General features: G+C 30.6%; 19 protein-coding genes. 8 read left to right on the top strand and 11 right to left on the bottom strand.

Features of this window, described 5'->3' with window-relative positions:
• Nucleotides 1–412 precede the first annotated feature (412 nt).
• Nucleotides 413–1165 (bottom strand): DeoR/GlpR family DNA-binding transcription regulator, encoded by a 753-nt coding sequence (locus CLOBL_RS02565; protein ID WP_077857574.1) that lies wholly within the window; start codon nucleotides 1163–1165, stop codon nucleotides 413–415.
• A 248-nt stretch (nucleotides 1166–1413) separates the two neighbouring features.
• Between CLOBL_RS02565 and CLOBL_RS02560 the strand changes: the two genes are divergently transcribed.
• Nucleotides 1414–2313, top strand: coding sequence for a glycyl-radical enzyme activating protein (locus CLOBL_RS02560; protein ID WP_077857573.1), 900 nt, complete (start codon nucleotides 1414–1416; stop codon nucleotides 2311–2313).
• A gap of 72 nt (nucleotides 2314–2385) precedes the next feature.
• Here the strand turns inward: CLOBL_RS02560 and blaOXA are convergent, their stop codons facing one another.
• Both blaOXA and CLOBL_RS02550 read right to left on the bottom strand, forming a co-directional pair.
• Nucleotides 2386–3237 carry a class D beta-lactamase gene (gene blaOXA, locus CLOBL_RS02555; protein WP_077857572.1) on the bottom strand — a complete coding sequence of 284 codons (852 nt, stop codon included), beginning with the start codon at nucleotides 3235–3237 and terminating at the stop codon, nucleotides 2386–2388.
• Between the two features lie 62 nt (nucleotides 3238–3299).
• A complete protein-coding gene (locus CLOBL_RS02550; protein ID WP_077857571.1) occupies nucleotides 3300–4028 on the bottom strand; it encodes a tetratricopeptide repeat protein in 729 nt (242 codons plus the stop codon).
• Between the two features lie 121 nt (nucleotides 4029–4149).
• Here CLOBL_RS02550 and CLOBL_RS02545 point away from each other — a divergent pair, with 121 nt between their 5' ends.
• Both CLOBL_RS02545 and CLOBL_RS02540 read left to right on the top strand, forming a co-directional pair.
• The gene (locus CLOBL_RS02545) at nucleotides 4150–4848 is read left to right on the top strand and encodes a DUF975 family protein (RefSeq protein WP_077857570.1); all 699 of its coding nucleotides are present in this window, start codon (nucleotides 4150–4152) and stop codon (nucleotides 4846–4848) included.
• 498 nt (nucleotides 4849–5346) lie between these two features.
• Nucleotides 5347–6393, top strand: coding sequence for a substrate-binding domain-containing protein (locus CLOBL_RS02540; protein WP_077857569.1), 1047 nt, complete (start codon nucleotides 5347–5349; stop codon nucleotides 6391–6393).
• Nucleotides 6394–6433: 40 nt separating this feature from the next.
• On the opposite strand, the gene CLOBL_RS02535 is transcribed toward CLOBL_RS02540, so the two are convergent.
• From CLOBL_RS02535 to CLOBL_RS02525, 3 genes are all read right to left on the bottom strand, one after another.
• Nucleotides 6434–6631: a hypothetical protein gene (locus tag CLOBL_RS02535; RefSeq protein ID WP_077857568.1), complete on the bottom strand. Its 198-nt coding sequence runs from the start codon at nucleotides 6629–6631 to the stop codon at nucleotides 6434–6436.
• Nucleotides 6632–6921: 290 nt separating this feature from the next.
• Entirely contained in the window at nucleotides 6922–7506 is a 585-nt protein-coding gene (locus CLOBL_RS02530) for an isochorismatase family protein (protein ID WP_143323831.1), read from the bottom strand.
• Nucleotides 7507–7547: 41 nt separating this feature from the next.
• Nucleotides 7548–8738 (bottom strand): multidrug efflux MFS transporter, encoded by a 1191-nt coding sequence (locus CLOBL_RS02525; RefSeq protein ID WP_009171560.1) that lies wholly within the window; start codon nucleotides 8736–8738, stop codon nucleotides 7548–7550.
• Nucleotides 8739–9068: 330 nt separating this feature from the next.
• Here CLOBL_RS02525 and CLOBL_RS02520 point away from each other — a divergent pair, with 330 nt between their 5' ends.
• The 4 genes from CLOBL_RS02520 to CLOBL_RS02505 all read left to right on the top strand — a co-directional run bounded on the left by CLOBL_RS02520 (nucleotide 9069) and on the right by CLOBL_RS02505 (nucleotide 12890).
• A complete protein-coding gene (locus CLOBL_RS02520) occupies nucleotides 9069–9632 on the top strand; it encodes a TetR/AcrR family transcriptional regulator (RefSeq protein WP_077857566.1) in 564 nt (187 codons plus the stop codon).
• A 178-nt stretch (nucleotides 9633–9810) separates the two neighbouring features.
• Nucleotides 9811–10863 carry a galactose ABC transporter substrate-binding protein gene (locus CLOBL_RS02515; RefSeq protein WP_077857565.1) on the top strand — a complete coding sequence of 351 codons (1053 nt, stop codon included), beginning with the start codon at nucleotides 9811–9813 and terminating at the stop codon, nucleotides 10861–10863.
• A gap of 172 nt (nucleotides 10864–11035) precedes the next feature.
• A complete protein-coding gene (locus tag CLOBL_RS02510) occupies nucleotides 11036–11599 on the top strand; it encodes a hypothetical protein (RefSeq protein ID WP_077857564.1) in 564 nt (187 codons plus the stop codon).
• Nucleotides 11600–11834: 235 nt separating this feature from the next.
• Entirely contained in the window at nucleotides 11835–12890 is a 1056-nt protein-coding gene (locus CLOBL_RS02505) for an NADH:flavin oxidoreductase (protein ID WP_077857563.1), read from the top strand.
• A 156-nt stretch (nucleotides 12891–13046) separates the two neighbouring features.
• Here the strand turns inward: CLOBL_RS02505 and CLOBL_RS02500 are convergent, their stop codons facing one another.
• The 5 genes from CLOBL_RS02500 to CLOBL_RS02480 form a co-directional block, all read right to left on the bottom strand.
• Nucleotides 13047–13730 carry a GntR family transcriptional regulator gene (locus CLOBL_RS02500; RefSeq protein ID WP_077857562.1) on the bottom strand — a complete coding sequence of 228 codons (684 nt, stop codon included), beginning with the start codon at nucleotides 13728–13730 and terminating at the stop codon, nucleotides 13047–13049.
• Between the two features lie 22 nt (nucleotides 13731–13752).
• The gene (locus CLOBL_RS02495) at nucleotides 13753–14424 is read right to left on the bottom strand and encodes a hypothetical protein (RefSeq protein ID WP_077857561.1); all 672 of its coding nucleotides are present in this window, start codon (nucleotides 14422–14424) and stop codon (nucleotides 13753–13755) included.
• A gap of 58 nt (nucleotides 14425–14482) precedes the next feature.
• Nucleotides 14483–16615, bottom strand: coding sequence for a hydantoinase/oxoprolinase family protein (locus CLOBL_RS02490; protein ID WP_077857560.1), 2133 nt, complete (start codon nucleotides 16613–16615; stop codon nucleotides 14483–14485).
• A 97-nt stretch (nucleotides 16616–16712) separates the two neighbouring features.
• Nucleotides 16713–18062, bottom strand: coding sequence for a citrate transporter (locus CLOBL_RS02485; RefSeq protein WP_077857559.1), 1350 nt, complete (start codon nucleotides 18060–18062; stop codon nucleotides 16713–16715).
• Nucleotides 18063–18268: 206 nt separating this feature from the next.
• A complete protein-coding gene (locus tag CLOBL_RS02480) occupies nucleotides 18269–19144 on the bottom strand; it encodes an SDR family NAD(P)-dependent oxidoreductase (protein ID WP_077857558.1) in 876 nt (291 codons plus the stop codon).
• Nucleotides 19145–19338: 194 nt separating this feature from the next.
• On the opposite strand from CLOBL_RS02480, the gene CLOBL_RS02475 reads away from it, so the two are divergent.
• Nucleotides 19339–19797: a MarR family transcriptional regulator gene (locus tag CLOBL_RS02475; RefSeq protein WP_077857557.1), complete on the top strand. Its 459-nt coding sequence runs from the start codon at nucleotides 19339–19341 to the stop codon at nucleotides 19795–19797.
• Nucleotides 19798–19832: the final 35 nt, after the last annotated feature.

Below are 19832 nucleotides of genomic sequence, written 5' to 3'. Positions count from 1 at the left end.
TCATATTTTTATTTCATTTGAAATAATTTTATTTTCATATGCACTTCAATTATATACTATAGTTACATTTTATCAATAATTATATTTCATTTGAAACTTATATGTTTTTCTTTTGAAATTTACATATATAATCATATCTCTTAAAAATAAAAGATATAACTGCTATGTTGATATTAATACATAGCATTGCGTACTTTAAGGGAGTATAAATCAAATTCAAATTGATTTTTATTGTGATTGTTATTCAAAACATAATCTAATTAAAGAAAATATAATCAGCTACTTTTATATGTGTAAATAGAAAAAAATTCAATATATGTTTATTCGCAGGATTTATAAATCATTAAATATCTGCTCTTCAACATACATTGAATTTCTTTTTTAATATGTACACTAAAATTCATTTATTGTATTATTCTATACTTACCATTTGGACATGTACTTTTTCTTTCCTTAAACTTTCCAAAACATCTTCTGGAATATGAGTATCCGTTAGGACATAATCTACTTCGTCTGTTCTAAACTGAGATACTACTCCTCGTTCGGAAAACTTTGAAGATACTGTTAATATTACAATTTTATCAGCACTTTCAGCCATAGCCTTTACAGTTTCTGTACGCATTAAATTTTTTCCTGTAAACCCTATTTTAGAATTATAGCCATCGGTTCCAACAAATAATTTATCTACAAAAAAATCTTTTACTGATTTTCTAGTAAGCGGTCCCACCACAACCTGAGATTCTGGTTGATAATCTCCTCCCAATAATACTACTTTAGCATTTCCTTCTCTAATATATGAGGCTATAAAAGTAGAATTAGTAATAATGGTTATATCTTTTTTATTATATGCAAGTTCTTCTGCAAGCAAGGCACACGATGAACCAGATTCAATCATAATTGTTTCCCCATCGCTTACAAGCTCACTTGCTAAATGTGCTATTTTCCGTTTTATATCATAATTAAAAGCTAATCTGCTGTTTATATCATCACTTGAGGTCATGACAGCATATCCGTGCTCACGCTTTAGCAATCCTTTCTCTTCTAATGCTCCAAGATCTTTCCTTATCGTAACTTGAGACACCTTTAAAAGTTCTGCTAACTTACTGACTTCTATACGTTTATTTTCATTCACAATTTCAAGAAGCTTTGTGTATCTATTTATCATAGCAACCTCCTATCTATTAAATCTAATGGAATTATAACACAAACTATTTACAAAATAAACTAATCATATTTCGAATAAAAGCAGCCTTATTCTATCAATGTTCATCTAATCATCTAAATTGCTTTATTATAGCAGTTATTATTCGTTCGAAACAAAATTTTATTTCAAAAGAAATTTAACCTTTACACTTAAAATTTTTCGTGTTAACATTAATTCATAAAATGTATTAATAAATGGAGATGATTCATATGAAGGATTTAAAGGCTTGTATTTTTAACATTCAGAAGTATAGTATACATGACGGTCCTGGAATTAGAACCGTAGTATTTTTTAAAGGCTGTCCATTAAGGTGTTCATGGTGCTCAAATCCAGAATCTCAAGATTCTAAAATACAAATTATCTGGGATAAAAGCAAGTGTGTAAAATGCCTTCATTGCATAGATGTTTGCCCTCAAAAAATCATCTCTTTATCTGATAATAATATAGAAGTTCGTTCGAAGAAATGTGATGATTGTTTAAAATGTGTAAATTCTTGCCCTAATAAAGCTCTTTCAATAGAAGGTGAACTTTTAACTCTTGAACAAGTTATGAAAGAAGTTATGAAAGACGAGGTATTTTATGAAGAATCCACTGGTGGTGTTACATTATCTGGCGGTGAAGTATTGATGCAGCACGAAGTTGCATCTAAGCTTTTAAAACTTTTAAAAGAGAAAAATATACACACAGCAATTGAAACCACTGGATATATTTCAAATAAAGTATTCTCGCAATTTATAAACAATGTTGATTTATTGTTATTTGACGTAAAGCATTATGACAGAGATAAACATTTTAAAGCCACAAATGTTTACAATGATATAATCATAGAAAATTTAAAATATGCAATAAAAAGTAAGAAAGACGTTATCATACGTATTCCTGTTATTCCAAATATAAATTATAGTTTAGAAGATGCTAAAGGATTTTGTAAACTACTTAAATCTATTAACGCTGAAAAAATAAACCTGCTTCCGTTTCATCAATTTGGCCAAAAAAAATACACACTTTTAAACAAGCCTTATGCTTTCAGTAATATAAAGCAACTTCATGAGGAATATTTATTGGAATATAAAAATATATTCATCGAAAATGGGTTTGTACTACTATAAAATACCCTTTTCAATACTCCCCCTGAAATTTATAAAAATTTTGTGTCCTATAGTTTTTAGTCTTTACCTATATTATAAAATATTTTTATCCTTTAATATATTCTTGGCTATCTGCTCTGCCAACACACCAGTTGCATTATCTTTTCCTTCAATATTAACAGCCAAAAAGAAAACATCATTATCACTTTCAACATAACCAATAAACCACCCGTTTATGCTTTTATTTCCATCTGTGCCTGAACCTGTCTTACCTGAAAGCACTATTCCATTTTGCTCCGAAATCTTTAAAACCTTCTTAACAATATCTATATTCCTCCTTGAAAAGGGCAGTTTATAATCATACATATTTCTCAAAATTTCAACTTGTTGCATTGGTGAAATCTTCAAAGAAGACTGCAGCCAAAATTTTGTTAGACCACCAGATATATCTTTATTTCCATAATCAATTTTAGAAAGATATTCCTGCATCCTTTCTTCTCCAACTTTTGATGCTACGTCTTGAAAATACCACACAACAGAATTAGCAACTGCACTTGATAGAGTTTGATCTTTATTCCATTCCTCTATAGCATACTTTGTCCCATTCCATTTAAAAATAGTATTTTCGTCCTGCAAAACATTAGTATCGAGACCTATTAATGCATTAACAATCTTAAAGGTAGAACATGGTGATATTTCCTTCTCACTTTTCGCCTCATTGTAAATTAAATACTTATTTTCATTTTTATCATATAAAACAAAACATCCATCATATCCAGAGAAATATTTACTTAAATCTTCATTTAAAACTTTTTCACTATTTTCATTATTTTTCTCCACATATATCATAGATGAATTAGAACTATTTTTACTTGTATTACTCCAAATAATCCATAAAATTAATGGTAACAAAAGAATTCCTAAAAAAACTAACTTTTTAAACATTGCCTTCCCCTATTTCGTTCAAAATAATTTAGATTTATCTACCATAAATTAGTCTCTTCCTCCTAAGACATAATCTTCATAAAATCCTTTTCATTTTTAACAAACTCAAATTCTTCACATTTAGATACGAAATCCTTACATTCCTTACTTATTTTAATCGCTTTATCCAAGCATTCTATGCACTCGTTTTTCAAATTTAAGCTCGCATATATTCTACTTTTAGTGAAATAAGCTAGACTTAAGTTTGATTTATCCTCACAAATTAATTTTACTGATTTATCACATAATTCTAATGCCTCGTTATACATTTTCTTTTTCAGAAAGATTATCGCTTTGTTTAAATACACTCTATGACTTTCCATTGATAATTCAATAACCTTATTGTAGCAGCTTTCAGCTTCATCATATTGATTAAGTTCAGCTAATGCGAAACCTTTTCTAAAATATGCTTCTGCACAATTTTTTTCTATTTCTATAGCTAAATTACAGCAATCTACCGCTTCTTCAAATCTTTTAGGATTAATTGAACTAAGTATTGACGCCTTTTCACAATAAAAATCTTCATTATAAGGTTGTAAATATATTAATCTATCTATACATTCTAATGCTTGATCAAATTCTCTTAAAGTAATATGTCCAATCATCTTATTCCAATAAATCTTTGCTTTTGTGTCATTCATTTTAATGATTTTATCGTATATTCTTATAGCTTGTTGAACTTTTCCATCTGTTAATAATACATTTGCTTTTGTTTCAAGAATATTTATTATTAATCTCTTAAAAATGTTCACAATTAGCTAACTCCTTTTATTTATATTAATTCTCCTATATATTGTATAAATACTCCGATTATGATATAATTCTAAAATTATTAGATTATAAAAATTCTTTAGTTTTAAGGAGGAAATTTTAATGAATACCGCTTCTGAGTTAAAAAAGCAAGCTAAAAATCAATTACGAAATAGATGGGGACTAGCTATTGGTGGGTGCTTTATTTCTATTATTTTCTTCCCAGCAATTTTAGCTGCAATTAATTTTTTTGCTGATACTAGCAGTTCTTTATTTATAAAAGCAATTGTTAATATAATTACACTATCTATTAATATTATCCTATTTATGGGAGCCTTAAACCTTTCATTAAACTATGCAAAAATTGAAAATACACCTTTATTAGATGACATATTTTCAGGCTTTAGTGTTTTTTTTAAGGCATTAATAATTTATATTATAATAACCATATGTATAGCTATAGGTCTTATTTTATTAATAATACCAGGTATTATAATAGCATTAATATTTTCTCAGTCATTATACATTTTAATGGATGATAAGAGCAAATCAATTATTGACTGTTTAAAGGAAAGTGCAAATATGATGAAGGGGCATAAGTTAGAATTTTTTATGCTTTCAGTAAGTTTTCTTGGATGGATTGCATTAATTATACTGCCATTATTCATATTAATATTATTCCCATTACCAATTTACTTTCTTTTAGTGTATATTTTACTATTATTGATAGGATTATCATTATTTCTTCCATATTTAAATGTAACTTTTGCTATTTTTTATCTGAGTGTAAAAAGATATTACTATGACGTTAGAGAAAACTAAATATCTGTTTTATATTTAAATAGAAAAAGAATGGTTTACTAGAGTGTAATAAATTATTCTAAATACCGGTTAGTAATCATTTAATAATGGATAAATATTTTTTAATTATCTGATACTTATATATTGCAGTGGAATTATGACAGTATTGCAATGTGCTTTAAGAATTCAATATTTTAGTGCTCATGATACGACGCTAAGATAAAAGGCAATGAACAATTATTATTTAATGTTCATTGCCTTTTGTCTTAGCTATATCTTTATTTCATAAGGAGTGTATATTGCTCAAAGCCAAATTCCATAATAATGAAATCATTACTTTTATTTCAACATGAATTAATTATAACATATCCTATTTACTTATACAAATTTTATTTTGTATAATTCTAAAATTTCAACTTAAACTAATTCTGTGCACTTTAACTAATAATGCTATTTAATTAAAATAATAAACACTAATTTCTTGGGTCTAAACTTTTATTTTAAAATAAGGAGAGTACAATGAAACTATTAAAAAAAATTTCTCTATTTCTTGCATTTTTGTTTATTACATCTATATTACAGCAAATACGTCCTATAAATTTTAATAGTATTTCATCAATAAATAATATAGATCCGCCTATAAGAGCCAGCGTGCTAATAAGTGACTTCAATATTTATATAACTTCACTTATAGTAGATAATATGAAAAAGGTTGAGTTAGAAAATCCTGAGACAATTCATTATACTTTTTTTGATTGCAAAGGAAGTCAAGATATACAAAATAAACAAGTAAACTCTATTCTCAGATCAAAAGAGGCTGACATTTTAATAATAGATATGGTAAATATAAATTCTACTAAATATGTTATGGACAGAATTAAAGAAAGTAATATTCCTGTGATGTTTTTTGGTAATGGTGAATTAACCCCTGTTATGTCTTACACTAAATCTTGTTTAGTAATTATAAATCCATCAGAAGGTGGTGTTTTACAAGGGCAAATTCTTGTTGATGCATGGAATAGAAATAAATCATATATTGATAAAAATAATGATAATGTATTACAATATGTTATGCTAGAAGGCTCCCTAAATAATATGTATGCAGTTGCACGTTCAAAATATTCTATTCAAACAATTAATGAAAATAATATAAAGACCGAGGACATATCCACCAAGATTTGTAACTGGAAAGAGGAAGAAGCCATGAACACTGTTAATTCACTACTCTTAAAATATGGCAATAAGATTGAAGCAATTATCTCTAATGATGACACCATGGCTATAGGTGCCATTACGGCTTTGCAAAGAAATGGCTATAATATCAATAGGCAAAATGTGCTTGTTGTAGGATTTGATGGACGGAAAGAAGCTCAGGATCTAATACAAAAAGGTGTAATGACAGGCACTGTGCTTGTAAATCCATATGATTGGGCTAAAGATGTTTATTTTATCGGAATGAATTTAATTTATAATAGAAATCTTATTGAAAATACAAATTGCACAATTGATTATACACAGAAACTATTAACTATACCATATGGAGGTGTAGTTGAAAATTTAAATTAATTATTAATAAAAAAAGCTTCATAAGCTTTTAATATAAAGCTTATGAAGCTTTTTTCAATTCCATTTCCTTGTTAACAGTGCTTTCATTACTAGAAGTATTTTCCTCAACTCTTGTAATATATTTAATTAAATTCATATAGTCAGCTGAACCTGCATTTGCCTCTGAAACTACTCCTGCTAATAATACTGCCTTTTTTAAAGCCTTTGAATTAAATACCTCTTTAATAAATTTAATCATTAAATCATCTCCTTAAATTTTATGCTCTTATAATACCCTTTTTTCGCATATAATAAAAGGATTTTTTTTACAGAAATCGTTTAATTTTATTAACAAACGGTTAACAATTTGTTAATAATTTATTTTTTATATTGAAACCTTTTACGAAAACGTATATAATTGATTGTTAATTATCAAACAAAGTCTTTTTATCTTAATATACTTCAAAATTTACTACTTTAATAATTTATTTACAAAAAAGCGTTGATAACCATATTCCTGGCTAACAACACTTTCTGTAACAAATCATTTTATTTTAACATTAATGCTGCTTCTTCGCTTGTTCTAATCTTACCCATTCTAGGAAAGATGTATTTACAAACATAATCATGTTCTTCCTTTGACATTGCTGCCATTGCATCTTCTACAAAAATTTGATTATACCCATGTTGGTATGCTTCTCTTGCTGTAGTATCTACCCCAATTCCAGTAGAAATACCACCTAATACTATGGTATCAATTCCTCGGCGTCTTAATTGCAAGTCTAGGTCTGTACCATAAAAAGCTCCCCATTGTCTTTTTGTAACAATATGAGCATTCTTAGTATTTGCTATTTCAGGCACTAGAATATCCCAGCCTTCTGGATATTTCATTGCATTAGCTTCTAAATCTGTCTTTGGTTTAACCATATCTTTTCCATCTGTAGTAGAAACTCTTACAAGAACTACAAATGCACCCTTTTCACTAAATGCATTAATTAATTTACTGGCATTTTCAACTACCTTCCCACCACTATATGGTGCAAGTTCTCTGTTTACAATTCCATTTTGTAAATCTATTAGTACAAGCGCTGTTTTGTCTGCTTTTAATAATTCATTTTCTGATAACTTATTCATTTTTTCTCTCCTACTCATTTTTATTTTTTATATGATAATTATTAATTTAAACTAAGTTTTTTATATACATTAAAGTAAACCCATGCTGCATTTATTAGCAGCAATGCGCTCGTAATAAAAAATACATATCTTATTCCTAAGTATGCTGCTACCTGTCCACCCAAAACTGAACCTCCAAATACTCCTAGATATCCCGCTGCCATGCTAAAGCCAAAGATTCTACCAGTTATAGCATCTGGTGTTATTTTTTTTACTAAGATATTAACAGATGGACTAAGCCCTCCTGCCGCTAATCCTAATACAAAACGGAGAAACATTAACTCCCAAGGATTTTTTACAAATGCCTGAGGTATAAAAATAATTCCAGCAACCACAAGAGCTATTAATATAACTTTATGTGCTCCTATCTTATCTGAAAGTTTGCCAAGTCTCGGAGCCGCTAGTATATTTGCTAAACCCGAAGCTGAAAATGTGATTCCAGCTAATAGTGCGACATGAGTGCTATTTTTAGATAACTGATCAACATATATTGTTACAATAGGCTCTACAGTGTATAATGCTACACTTAATATGAAGAAGGTCACAAACATTGTAATCGTCAAGTTCTTCTCTGGAACAGTTCTCCACACTTCTTTAAATGTAGATACTTTTTTATCTTCACGCTTAAATGATTCCTTTACAAATAAAGCAGTTGTGAGGAATGCAATAAACATTAATGCACTTGTTATGAAAAACACACTTTGCAAACCTACTGCTTCTTCCATGAAGCCCCCAAATGTTGGCCCAAGCAAAGAGCCTGCAATATTTGCTGTAGAAAGTGTACCTAAAGCATATCCAGCATGTTCATTATCAGTTTGTGTTGCAATTAGCGTAGTACATGCTGTGCTGTAACCTGTTATTACACCTTGCAGCAATCTTAATCCTATAAGTATGTATACATTTGGTGCAAATCCCATGCAGCCAATTACTATTGACATCCCAAGGCTTGCTCTAAGTAACATTGGCTTTCGTCCAAATTTGTCTGCGGCCTGTCCCCAAATTGGTGAAAAAATTGCTGAAATAATAAATGTAATTCCAAAGGCAATCCCAGATATTTGTGAAATCAAGGCAGTATCTCTAACACCAAGTTGTTGTATGTATAAAGGTAACACCGGAGCAATCTGGCTCATGCCTATACCCGTTACAAACATTCCAAACCAACAAAATATTAAATTTCTTTTCCACATCTTCATAAGTATATTTCATCCCATTTCTTTTAAAGTAATTATATAAAATCCTTCAAGAATCCTATTTCATTTTTTAATTGATAATGATATAGATATCTAATTTATAAACTGAACTTATATATAGAATAGTTACTTATATTTGTTAACTTTTGTATACATATATCAGAAATTACATACGTCTAAATTCAAAGTTTGATATCTATATGATACACCATCCTTTTCAACATAATATTAAACTATTTTTTATAGCTTGTAAACTATACTTTATAAGTTGATAAATATTCTTTCAAATGTTAAACTATTTTTACAAGACGAAATCACTGGGGGTGACGCAAAATGCAAAAGAGAAATTTAACTAAAGAAAAAATTATTCAGGTAGCCTTTTCATTGGCTGATGAAATTGGTTTTAATCAGCTTACCTTTCCTAAAATTGCTGAGAAACTTAATATAAAATACCCTTCTTTATATAACCATTTTACTAATATGAATAATCTAAAAATAGAGATGACAATATATACATTAAAAGAATTGAATTTGAAACTCATGCAGAAATTAATTGGCAAGAGTGGTGAAGATGCTATAAGAGAATTGGCTTATGTTTACAGGGATTACGCCTTCGAAAACAAAACTGCCTATATGCTTTATGTAAGTACTCCAAGTACAGAAGATAATGAAGTAAAACTTTTGGCAAGAGAAACTAACAGCATCATACGTAAACTTCTAAGCTTTTATATTAAAGATGAAGTACTTTTAGTTCACAAAAGTAGAAATCTAAGAAGTCTTTTACATGGATTTGTTTCTTTATATTCCTTTGGATATTTTCATAATGATATAGCTAATTTACACGAGAGTTTTCAATTAATGATAGATGATTTTATTTTATCAATAGTTGCTAAATAAAAAAGTTATATAGAACTTGCATTCCTTTTAACTTTTCATTATATAAAATTAAACTTACCGAATTATTTTTATACGGTAAGTTATTTTTATTTTAATTAAAATTCAAGTTTTTCACGTATTAATATATATTTTTTTCAAATAATAGTGCTATAAGAACATTTATGCTCGGAGGTTTCAAATGAAAACACTTAAGAAAATCCTAGCTATGACCACAATCATAATTATGTGCAGTATTATAATACTAGTAAATAATTTTAACAATGTTTTTGCTACTGACACAAGATCTCCTGTTAGAATTGGTGTTTTTTCAAAAGATCTAAATGATGATTATCTTATACTTCTTCGTAAGAGTTTTGAAGAAATTCAAAAAAGAAATCCAGAAAAAGTTATCTTTACTTTTTACGATGCCAAATTTAATCAAGAAACACAAAATTTAAATCTTGAAAATACTCTGAAAGAAGGAATTGACCTTGTTCTTTTAGATATGGTTGATGTAAACCAAGTAGATGAATTCGTAAACAAAATTGCAAAATATGATATTCCAGTAATATTTTTTAATAGAGAACCTCTTAATTTAGATGCTCTTAAAACTTATAAAAAAGCCCTATATGTAGGAACAGATTCAAAGCAGGCCGGTATTTTGCAAGGAAAAATGATTGCAGATGCCTGGAAAAATTACAAAAAATCTATGGATAAAAATAATGATGACATATTACAATATGTCATGCTAGTTGGTGAAAGGTTTAATAAAACATCTACGGATAGATCAACTTTCTCTATCTCAACTATACAAGAATCTGGTATTAAGACACAGGAACTCGCATCAAAAATTTTAAATTGGAGCACAGAAAATGCAAAAGATACAGTAGGTGCATTGTTTTTAAAATATGGCAATAATATAGAGGCCATAATTTCAAACGATGATTCCATGGCCATTGGCGCTGTTCAGGCATTGCAGCAATATGGCTATAATAGCGGAGATAAAGCAAAAGTTATTGCAGTTGTTGGAGTAGATGGAGTCCCTAAAGCTCAGGATCTTATTTCAAAAGGTTTCATGCTAGGTACCGCTTTTCAAGATCCTGCTAATATGGCAGATACTATTTACACTGTAGGATTGAATTTGATTGATGGAAAAAATCCTACTGAAGGCATTCCTTACAAATTAGATGATACTGGAGTTGCTATAAAAATTCCTTTTAAAGAGCTTACTGGGCCAATGTTTAAACAATAAAATATGACAACGCTTTATAAATAAAAAAACATTATACTTTATAAGACAACTGAATAATTACCAAATTCAATAAATTATAGATTCTTCTTATTATGTAATCAACTAATAAAATTAGAACATTAGAATGGCAGCTTAATATATTATAATATACCGTTTCTTTTTAGGTGATAAAATGGAATTTAATAATGCTACCGTAAATCTAACTGGTAATGATGAATTAGATTTAGAATTATTACAAATAGAAATATCAGCCACATACATTGATATATTTTCAAGCATACTTAGTCTTATTGCATCACAGCAAGCTCAAGAACTTATATTACAAAGAGCAATGGAGTCAAAACAGAACCAAAACAAGGAACAAGACCAACAGCAAAATAAACACAAAAAACATCATAAAAGACGAAATTCTAACCATAATAAACAACAAAATCAATCTAATGAAAAGACTCAGTCTAATGAGCAAAATCAGAATAATACACAGCATCCAACTCCAAGCGAAATAGCAACCTTTGCAAGCTGTCTTGGTGTATTTACCATTCTTATTTATGTTAGAATTTCATTCATCAGATTAATTGAAATATATAACAATATTCAAAATGGTACTACTAACTTCACCATTCTTCCTAATGTACTAGGAACTGTTGGCTTATCATATTCAGCTATAGGCAATATATTAAAAACAATTGGTGCAATTAAGAGAGTAGATGAAGAAGGTGAAATTATTATTTTTTAATTATAAGTCATAAAATAATTCATATGTTATTTTATGGCTTTTAATATTATTTATTTACAGAGACACTCTTTTAAAGAAGTATGTTTTGCTTCTTCCAATGTATCTTTCATTAATAATCTCACCAGATTTAAGGCACAAAAATGTGCTTACTTGATATTTTATATCCGTATAGATATACTAATAACATATCGAATTATTGGCTTCATGTAAATAATATAATGGGAGTGTGGATATTTTGAAAAAGTTATTCTCAGAATTCAGTATTAAAAATGTACAAATTAAAAATCGTATTTGTGTTCCTCCAATGGTGGTTCCATTTGCTAATGATGGATTTGTAACCCCTGAAAATATCGAGCGTTATAAACAATTAGCACAAGGTGGCACTGGACTTATAATCCAAGAAGCTACCTGTGTTAACAAACATGGATTATTAGCAGAAAAGCAGATTGGAATATGGAGCGATGAACAAATTGATGGTTTAAAAAGCATAGTTGATACAGTTCATAAAGAAGATTGTGCGATATTTGTTCAAATTCATCATGCAGGCGTTACTGGAATATCAAAAGATCCACTATGTTCAAGCGCCTATGAATATAAAACCCCTGCTGGAAGTGTTGTTGGACACGAAATGACTATAGAAGAAATTAAATCTATTCAAAGCGACTTCATCCAAGCTGGAAAAAGAGCTTATAAAGCTGGATATGATGGTATTGAACTTCATGGTTGTCACGGATATTTGATTAGCCAATTCCTAAATAAAAACGTAAATAAGAGAACTGATGAGTATGGCAGCTCTCCTGAAAAGTTTGTAATAGAAATAATAGAAGGTATTAGAAAAGTAACTCCAACGGAATTCGTTGTTGGAATACGTTTAGGTGGATTTGAACCTACAATCGAAGATGGATTACATTATGCTAAAGTACTAGAAAAAAATGATGTAGATTTCCTTGATGTTTCATATGGATTTTTTAATGAACAGGAAGTGAATATAAGTAATGACTATAAATATTCTGCTCCTGTTTATGCTGCTGAAAAAATAAAAGCCGAAGTTTCAATTCCTGTATTTGCAGTTTACGGAATCAACTCACCAGAACTTGCTGAAGAAATATTAAATAAAACTAATGTGGATCTTGTAGATATTGCTAGGGGAACGCTTATAAATCCTAATTGGGCAAATGACGCGAAAGCTGGTAAAGACACTGGTAAATGCTTAAACTGTTCAAAATGCATGTGGTTTGGTCAATCTGACATATGTGCTGGAAAAGCTTTATTAGAGAAGATTAATAAATAAGAATAATATAATTTCATCTAACTTTTTTAAAGGAAAAGGCGGTATTTCAAAAAATACCACCTTTTCTTTTTATACTTTTTCAATTTAGTATCTTATTTCTCATCTTATATCATGAAATTATGCTTTCTTAAGCTCTATAGTACTTTTATTTATCACTTATGGTTGCTCAAAGTAATTAGAAAAAAAATTTGGATACTGTTTTGACATGCTTTTTACCTGCTCTAAAAAATTGTTTGAATACTCCATAATAGCTTTTCGCATTGCTTCAGTGTCACGCTTACGAGCTGCTGTAACCATTCTTTGGTGTTCATCAATAATAGATCCTACACCATTAATTTTACCATGCAATAGGCGGATACGATTATAATGAGAAGCCACATTTTCAATAGTCTTCCAAGATAGTGCCTGCCCTGCTGTTTCAAAGATAAGCTGATGAAAGCGGTTATCTTTTGAATAAAACTCTCCAAAATATTCCTTATCTAAATATTTTTTCTGATTACTTATAAGCTCCTGCATTGTATCTGCTACAAGTTCACTACAACGACGAATAAATGCATCCACTACAGCAGACTCCAGCGAAGTTCTAATAAACCACTCTTCGTAAACTCTTTCCAAATCAATCTTTGATACAACAGTTTTTCGCTGTGGATATATTTCCACCAAACCTGACTGTTGAAGACGAACTATAGCCTCACGTACTGGAGTTCTACTAACACCATAGCGCTCTGAAAGTTTCTGCACACTAACGTTCATTCCTGGTTCCAGTGTCATATTCATAATATCTTTTCTTATTCTGTTGTAAGTTACATCATTCAATGAATTACTATTATTAACAACCATCAAGTATTCATCTACACCTTCCTCAACTCATTTCTAAAACATCATGATAAATTTTCTCGGCACTAAAAGAATCATAGGCATAATATAAGAGAATATCTAGTATAAAAGGTGAATACTTAAGTCCATTCAGTTCCCTTGTAAATGCCATTGCTCCAATTTCGCCTAAAGCACGTATGGTAGAAAAATTTTTTAAGCCAAGAAAATTCCACAACAATATTTTTTCCGTCCGTGTATATATTTCTTGTTCAAACTTATCTTCTATATAATGAAAAATCTCATGACCCAATATAGTATTCATTATACTATTTTTTTCAAAATATTCAACAAGTGCAGGTTCAGCTTCTAAAACCTGATTAGCTGCTTTTTCTATAGGTTCTGTCATGATTTCTATCTTATCTGGAGGTGTATAGCAGGCAAATAATATGCGTTTTCCAGTTATCCTTTCATCTTGCATTCTAACCTTCAACTTTAATTTTTCAGCTATTACGCTTATATCTGAAGTTTCGTATTCATGTATCACATACTCCGCATATTCTCTTCCACAGGTCACAGCTTTTTTAATCATCTCTAATCTCTTGTTTACAGGTATACGCTCTTTTAAAACATCTCTCGAAAATGCATACAATCCCCAAGTCACATCGTCTACCTTTAATAAATTTCGAATCATTTCCTCTAATATGAATTGTTTCTGCATATTTCCTCCATTTTTAAGTATCATCAATATATACGTTTTATAATATAAACTTTTCTCGTTATTTCTGATTAATATTTGCAGCTACTACAATAAGTTCTTCATCCGGCTCAAGAGTAGACACTTCTATATCCATTAATAACTCTAGCTGTTCATAATCATTTGCAGTAAAGTCCATTACACGAGCACCTATGCACAGATAAAAATCTGGTCTTGCAATAAGTTCTGTCTTATATACAGCCATATCTTCCCATAATTTCTTAACAGCATTTATATATTCTTCTGCTGTTGTTTTTATTGCTAAGGCGCGGCTTCTTTGAACCTTAATAAAGCCCTTAGTATCTAAAATACGTATAGCTCCTGGATTTTCAGAACTTGAAGTTTTCTCCCCATAGACATAAAAATATTTAGTCTTTTCTAAAAGTTGTACTTGGTCTGTTGAAATACGCATATCATTTGCGGCAAGCTCCAGAGCTTCCTCTTCATCACATTCTTTTAATAGATCTGTTGTTTTTACTTCTGTCGAACCAGTTGCTATAGCTGTTACTTTGTTGGTCTGTGCATCAATATCAATATGTATTTCCACACTTTCTGCTGTAGCTCCACTTTCTATTGCTTTATTCATGGCCTCCATCTTAATTGCACGAATATCATCTTTCGAAGGTGAAGGAATAATACGCTCTACCACGTCTCTTACCATGGCTAATGCTACACCAATTGAAGAAATAACTTCTGCATTTTCAGGAATACTATACTTCACTCCCATTTTTTCTGCAAAATATATAATTAAAGATGCTGCACCTCCTCCAACACCAACTAAGGAAATTTGATCTTTCTCTAATTTATACTTTTCTGCAAGAGATAAAATTACTGGCTCAATTTTTGCATAAGATTTTTCCATTATCTGCTTTGCAATATCTTCAGTAGTTGTTCCACAATAATCAGCTAATGCCTGCATAGCTTTCTTAGCTGCCTCCACTTTACCATACGAAAAATGTTCAGGCTTAACTATTCCAAGCACATTAGCTGCACAAGAATTTGTTATGGTAACTCTCTCCCCATTTTCTAGCTTTATTGCTACATAATCTGCCGGATCTCCAGGCTTTGGAGAGAAGAATTCTACCTGTGGTCCATTAATTTTCTCTGGATCTGTAAATACTGAATAGTCCAATCCTGCTATATGAGCCGATCTTGGTCCAACATCTATGATTCCGTTTTTATCTGCTCGAACCATAGAACCTCCAGCCACACCAAGAACTTGTACATCTAAAGAACTAATATAAGTAGAATGTCCTCCTACAACAGAATAATCAATAGCAGGTCGTCCATTTTTAATAACTCCTATATTAGTAGTTGTCCCACCTACTTCGAAATATACACCATTTGAAGCTCTTAGATACATTAAAGATCCCATAACAGAGGCTGCTGGCCCAGAAAGCATAGTTAGGACAGGACGTTTTTTCATTTCAGTAATTTCCATAACACCTCCATCCCCTCTCATAATCATCAGAGGAACGTTAACACCAGCTTCTCTTACTGAACTTTCTGTTGAATTAGCTGTATCTAACATTTTGGGAAGAATACTTGCATTAATTGCGGCTGTTCTTGTTCTTCTTGTTAATCCATAAAGCTTTGTAATATCTGAAGCCATGGTAGTCGGAATTCCCTTTTTATCTGCTACTTCATAAACTATTTTTTCAGGTCTTCCATCGTCTACGCCAAAAGCCATAGAAGAAACCACTACCTGCGCTCCCTGACTTGTAATATCATCAATTACTTGTTGTACAGATTCTTCGTTAAGCCCTTTTGTTTTCATAAAACTGTTAATGATTTTAATTTCTTTTCCATTTCCTAAATCTATATTATTTAATTTTGTTTGCTTTTTTGCTAAGAAGCCTTCAAAACCACCTTTTGCCATACCGACAATACCTACCTTGGCAACATCTCCTTCAATAAGTGCATTGGTTGCCTGTGTTGTACTATGAGCAACAAATATAACATCTTCTGGTTTTATATCATTTTCAGTTAAGCAGTTTTCGAAACATTTTACAACCCCAGCTGCTACTCCTCTCTTATCGTCATGAGTAGTTTTTACTGATGATTTTCCTATAATATCATGGGTTTCATTATCAATAGCAACAGCCTTTGTGTGAGTTCCACCTACATCAATACCCATTCTAACTTTTCTTCCCATATCTTTCACCATCCAATCTTAATCTGATTCTACCTAAATTAGTTTGAATAACCGGCTATTATACTCCTTAACAGCCGGTTTTATTATATAATTATTTTTAAACTAAATTACCATATAAAATAAATACAATAATGCAAAGAATTATTCCTACAATCCATCCAGTTGGTATTGACATCCTCATGTATTCTTTTGTAGATACCTTTGTATATCCAAATCCCCACGCAACCCATGATTGAGTAACATCTAAATGTTGAGGAGCAATAGTTGTAACTGCAAATAGTGGATATAAAAATTGAACAGGCCAAGCTGCTATTGATACTACTACTGCAAGAAGTGCCGCACCACATCCAACCAAATTCATAGGTCCACGGAAAAATCCAAGTGGTGTTAGTATTGCAAATACTACACATAATATTAATGCACTTTGAGGAATTACACCTCCAAACAAAGCTTTAAAATAAGGAGCAACAAAAGCTGCTGCATTATTAAACATAGCCAAAGCTAATAAGAAACCAATCATTGGAGCTACATCAATTGCCCCGTCAGCAAACTGCTTTGCAAGCATTGCACATACATTAGAAAAGCCGCCCTTTAATTTTCCACAAGTTAATAGTGCATATAAACCAGAAATAATAAATCCAAAAATAATTGGAATATTAAAAGCGACTACTCCTACTACTGGAAGAATAACAGATATCCATGAAATTGCTGGTGCATTTGTTGTATTTCCTGAATCAGCTGTAGCTGCCCATGCATGAGATAACTTCTTCTTGCTCATCGAAATGTTAGCTACAGTTATTACAACAATCAATGCAACTACCATTGCAATTACAGCAAATTTGAAGTACGTATTATAATCGTAACTTGCATAATCCTTGTTTGCAGTAGCGAATATAGCCTGATATTGTTTAAAGTTAACAATATTGGCAAAAATACCAGCCATAATAGACCCTACAAACGAAAATAGAGCTATAGGTGATGGAATACCTAGTGATAGCATAATAGGCAATACAATTACAGCAATAGAAATAACTGGTCCAATTCCTGTCATAGATGTAAAAATAATTGAAGTAACAATGCACAAAAGTGCCATAGTTATTCTTGGTTTATCACCACCAAGTTCAACTACTTTACGAATTAAAGTTGATGCAATTCCTGTATCAATTAACACTCTTCCAAAGAAAGCACCGAAGAATATGTTAACAAGAATTGATTTACCATAATTTTCAGGACCTGTTTGAAAGACATTCGTAAGAACATCAATAAACGTTTGTCCCTTCATCGCAGGGTTTGCTGAGATAACGTTTCCAATAAGTGCGAGTGCCACCCAGAGTACAGACATGATGAAGAACCCCACCATTAGGTTGTACCCTTTTACACAATACCATACCATTCCAAAGAACGTTAAAACTAAAATAACACCTAAAACAACATTTATAGCATCCATAAAGGACCCTCCTTTAATAAAATAGTTTAAAAAATACGTTTAACTAACATGTTAGTCGAATACACTTACATACTAACATGTTAGTTAAACGTTGTCAATCTATATTTTCATATTTTGTATAATATTTCCTAAATCAACACTTATCTTATCTATCCAAAAAAGGAGCTGCCACAACAGCAACTCTTGATCTAATTATTTTTATAAATCTATTCTATAAAGCCTTTTTGTTGCAATAATGCCTTAGTTTCATTCCACAATTTGTTTTGCATGAGCTCATCATTACCAGGATATATAGGAATAATAGCATTACCTGTTCCAACATTAAAATATCCACCAGTTACACCATTATATTGGTGATCTATAGCTAAACGAAGAATAATATCTGCACCTTTACGCGGATCTCCAATGTGTAATAATTTCAATATCCGTTCAAGTACAGTAGCAAACCAAAGTTCTCTCCCTAAGCCGGTAACATTAAAACCTGGATTAAGTGCATTAACTGTAACCCCTGTTCCTGAAAGTTGTTGTGATAATTTCTCATTGAACATAATATTTAACAATTTGGTTTTCCCATAAATCAAAGATGAACCTCTATTTGTAAAACTAGATGTATCTATTAAATCTTCCGGCAGCTTAAGCTCACCATGATTACGTGATGCCTCAGAAGCAACATTTACAATTCGTGCATTTCCTAACTTTATTAAAGAATCCTGCAATATATTAGTAAGCAGCCATGGAGCTAAATAATTAACTGCTATCATTTCTGAAAAACCTTCTGAGGTTACACGCTGCTCAAATGCATGTAATCCTGCATTATTTATCAATACATCAATTTTGGGATATGCTGCTCTAATTTCCTGCCCAACTCTTCTTACATCTTTCATAATTGATAAATCTCCAAAGAAAAAGTCAATTTTAGCTTTAGGATTTATATCTTCTAACATTTTTCTAGTTATCTCAGCTCGTTCCTTGTTTCTCGCCGTTAATACTAAATGTGAGCCTCGCTTTGCTAATTCAATTGCAACTAATTTTCCAAGTCCACTAGTAGCACCAGTAATAACGATAATTTGCTGTGTATTCATATTATTTTTCCTCCTACTTATATACTTTCATTAGTTAACACTTTGAACATAAAGTTCTCATTTCTAATTACTACTATTCTTTATATTAACCTTGACATCCTCGATTCCAATAAATATACTTGATATATGTCAATTATATTTATTTATTTGATATATGTCAAGTATTTTTGAAATATTTAAACTTGAGGTGAACTATGAAAGATTATAATAATTGTGAAAATAATGAACGAATTATATTAGAACAACAGTTGGGTGAGCAGCTAAATGTGTTGATTAGTGCTGCCCATGCTCTCAACGTCAGAACTGCAGAAAGTTTTGATTCCACATTACAACCTGCTTCTTTCCTAATTGTCCGTTGGCTTTTTTCATTTGGACCAGCAAGTGCCACAGTTTTAGCAGAATCAACAGCTATGGACCGTAGTTCTGTTAGTCGTCTTATAAGCCAATTGAAACAATTAAACTATGTAAAAAGTGAACCTTCTCCTAATGATCGTCGTGGTGTACTTTTATCATTAACAGAACTTGGTAAACAAAAAACTATAGATGCTTTAAAAGAAAAAGAATCTGCTTTTTATGACCGTATTTCCAAGTGGGACGATTATAAACTTGAAAAATTTGTTAAAATGCTTAAAGATTTTAACGGTTATGACTAAAACATGAGACATATACATTTAAACTAAGTTTTATT

Source organism: Clostridium sp. BL-8 (assembly GCF_002006495.1).
Classification (GTDB): Bacteria; Bacillota; Clostridia; order Clostridiales; family Clostridiaceae; genus Clostridium.
Note: the sequence above shows the minus strand (reverse complement) of the source record. Positions and strands in the feature narration are given on the sequence as shown.

Coding starts and splice junctions, on each gene's coding strand:
- CLOBL_RS02515 (WP_077857565.1), top strand. CDS start 9,811: ATGAAAACACTTAAGAAAATCCTAGCTATGACCACAATCATAATTATG.
- CLOBL_RS02540 (WP_077857569.1), top strand. CDS start 5,347: ATGAAACTATTAAAAAAAATTTCTCTATTTCTTGCATTTTTGTTTATT.
- CLOBL_RS02480 (WP_077857558.1), bottom strand. CDS start 19,144: ATGAATACACAGCAAATTATCGTTATTACTGGTGCTACTAGTGGACTT.
- CLOBL_RS02530 (WP_143323831.1), bottom strand. CDS start 7,506: ATGAATAAGTTATCAGAAAATGAATTATTAAAAGCAGACAAAACAGCG.
- CLOBL_RS02545 (WP_077857570.1), top strand. CDS start 4,150: ATGAATACCGCTTCTGAGTTAAAAAAGCAAGCTAAAAATCAATTACGA.
- CLOBL_RS02500 (WP_077857562.1), bottom strand. CDS start 13,730: ATGGTTGTTAATAATAGTAATTCATTGAATGATGTAACTTACAACAGA.
- CLOBL_RS02510 (WP_077857564.1), top strand. CDS start 11,036: ATGGAATTTAATAATGCTACCGTAAATCTAACTGGTAATGATGAATTA.
- CLOBL_RS02520 (WP_077857566.1), top strand. CDS start 9,069: ATGCAAAAGAGAAATTTAACTAAAGAAAAAATTATTCAGGTAGCCTTT.
- CLOBL_RS02565 (WP_077857574.1), bottom strand. CDS start 1,165: ATGATAAATAGATACACAAAGCTTCTTGAAATTGTGAATGAAAATAAA.
- CLOBL_RS02490 (WP_077857560.1), bottom strand. CDS start 16,615: ATGGGAAGAAAAGTTAGAATGGGTATTGATGTAGGTGGAACTCACACA.
- CLOBL_RS02495 (WP_077857561.1), bottom strand. CDS start 14,424: ATGCAGAAACAATTCATATTAGAGGAAATGATTCGAAATTTATTAAAG.
- CLOBL_RS02560 (WP_077857573.1), top strand. CDS start 1,414: ATGAAGGATTTAAAGGCTTGTATTTTTAACATTCAGAAGTATAGTATA.
- CLOBL_RS02485 (WP_077857559.1), bottom strand. CDS start 18,062: ATGGATGCTATAAATGTTGTTTTAGGTGTTATTTTAGTTTTAACGTTC.
- CLOBL_RS02535 (WP_077857568.1), bottom strand. CDS start 6,631: ATGATTAAATTTATTAAAGAGGTATTTAATTCAAAGGCTTTAAAAAAG.
- blaOXA (WP_077857572.1), bottom strand. CDS start 3,237: ATGTTTAAAAAGTTAGTTTTTTTAGGAATTCTTTTGTTACCATTAATT.
- CLOBL_RS02525 (WP_009171560.1), bottom strand. CDS start 8,738: ATGAAGATGTGGAAAAGAAATTTAATATTTTGTTGGTTTGGAATGTTT.
- CLOBL_RS02475 (WP_077857557.1), top strand. CDS start 19,339: ATGAAAGATTATAATAATTGTGAAAATAATGAACGAATTATATTAGAA.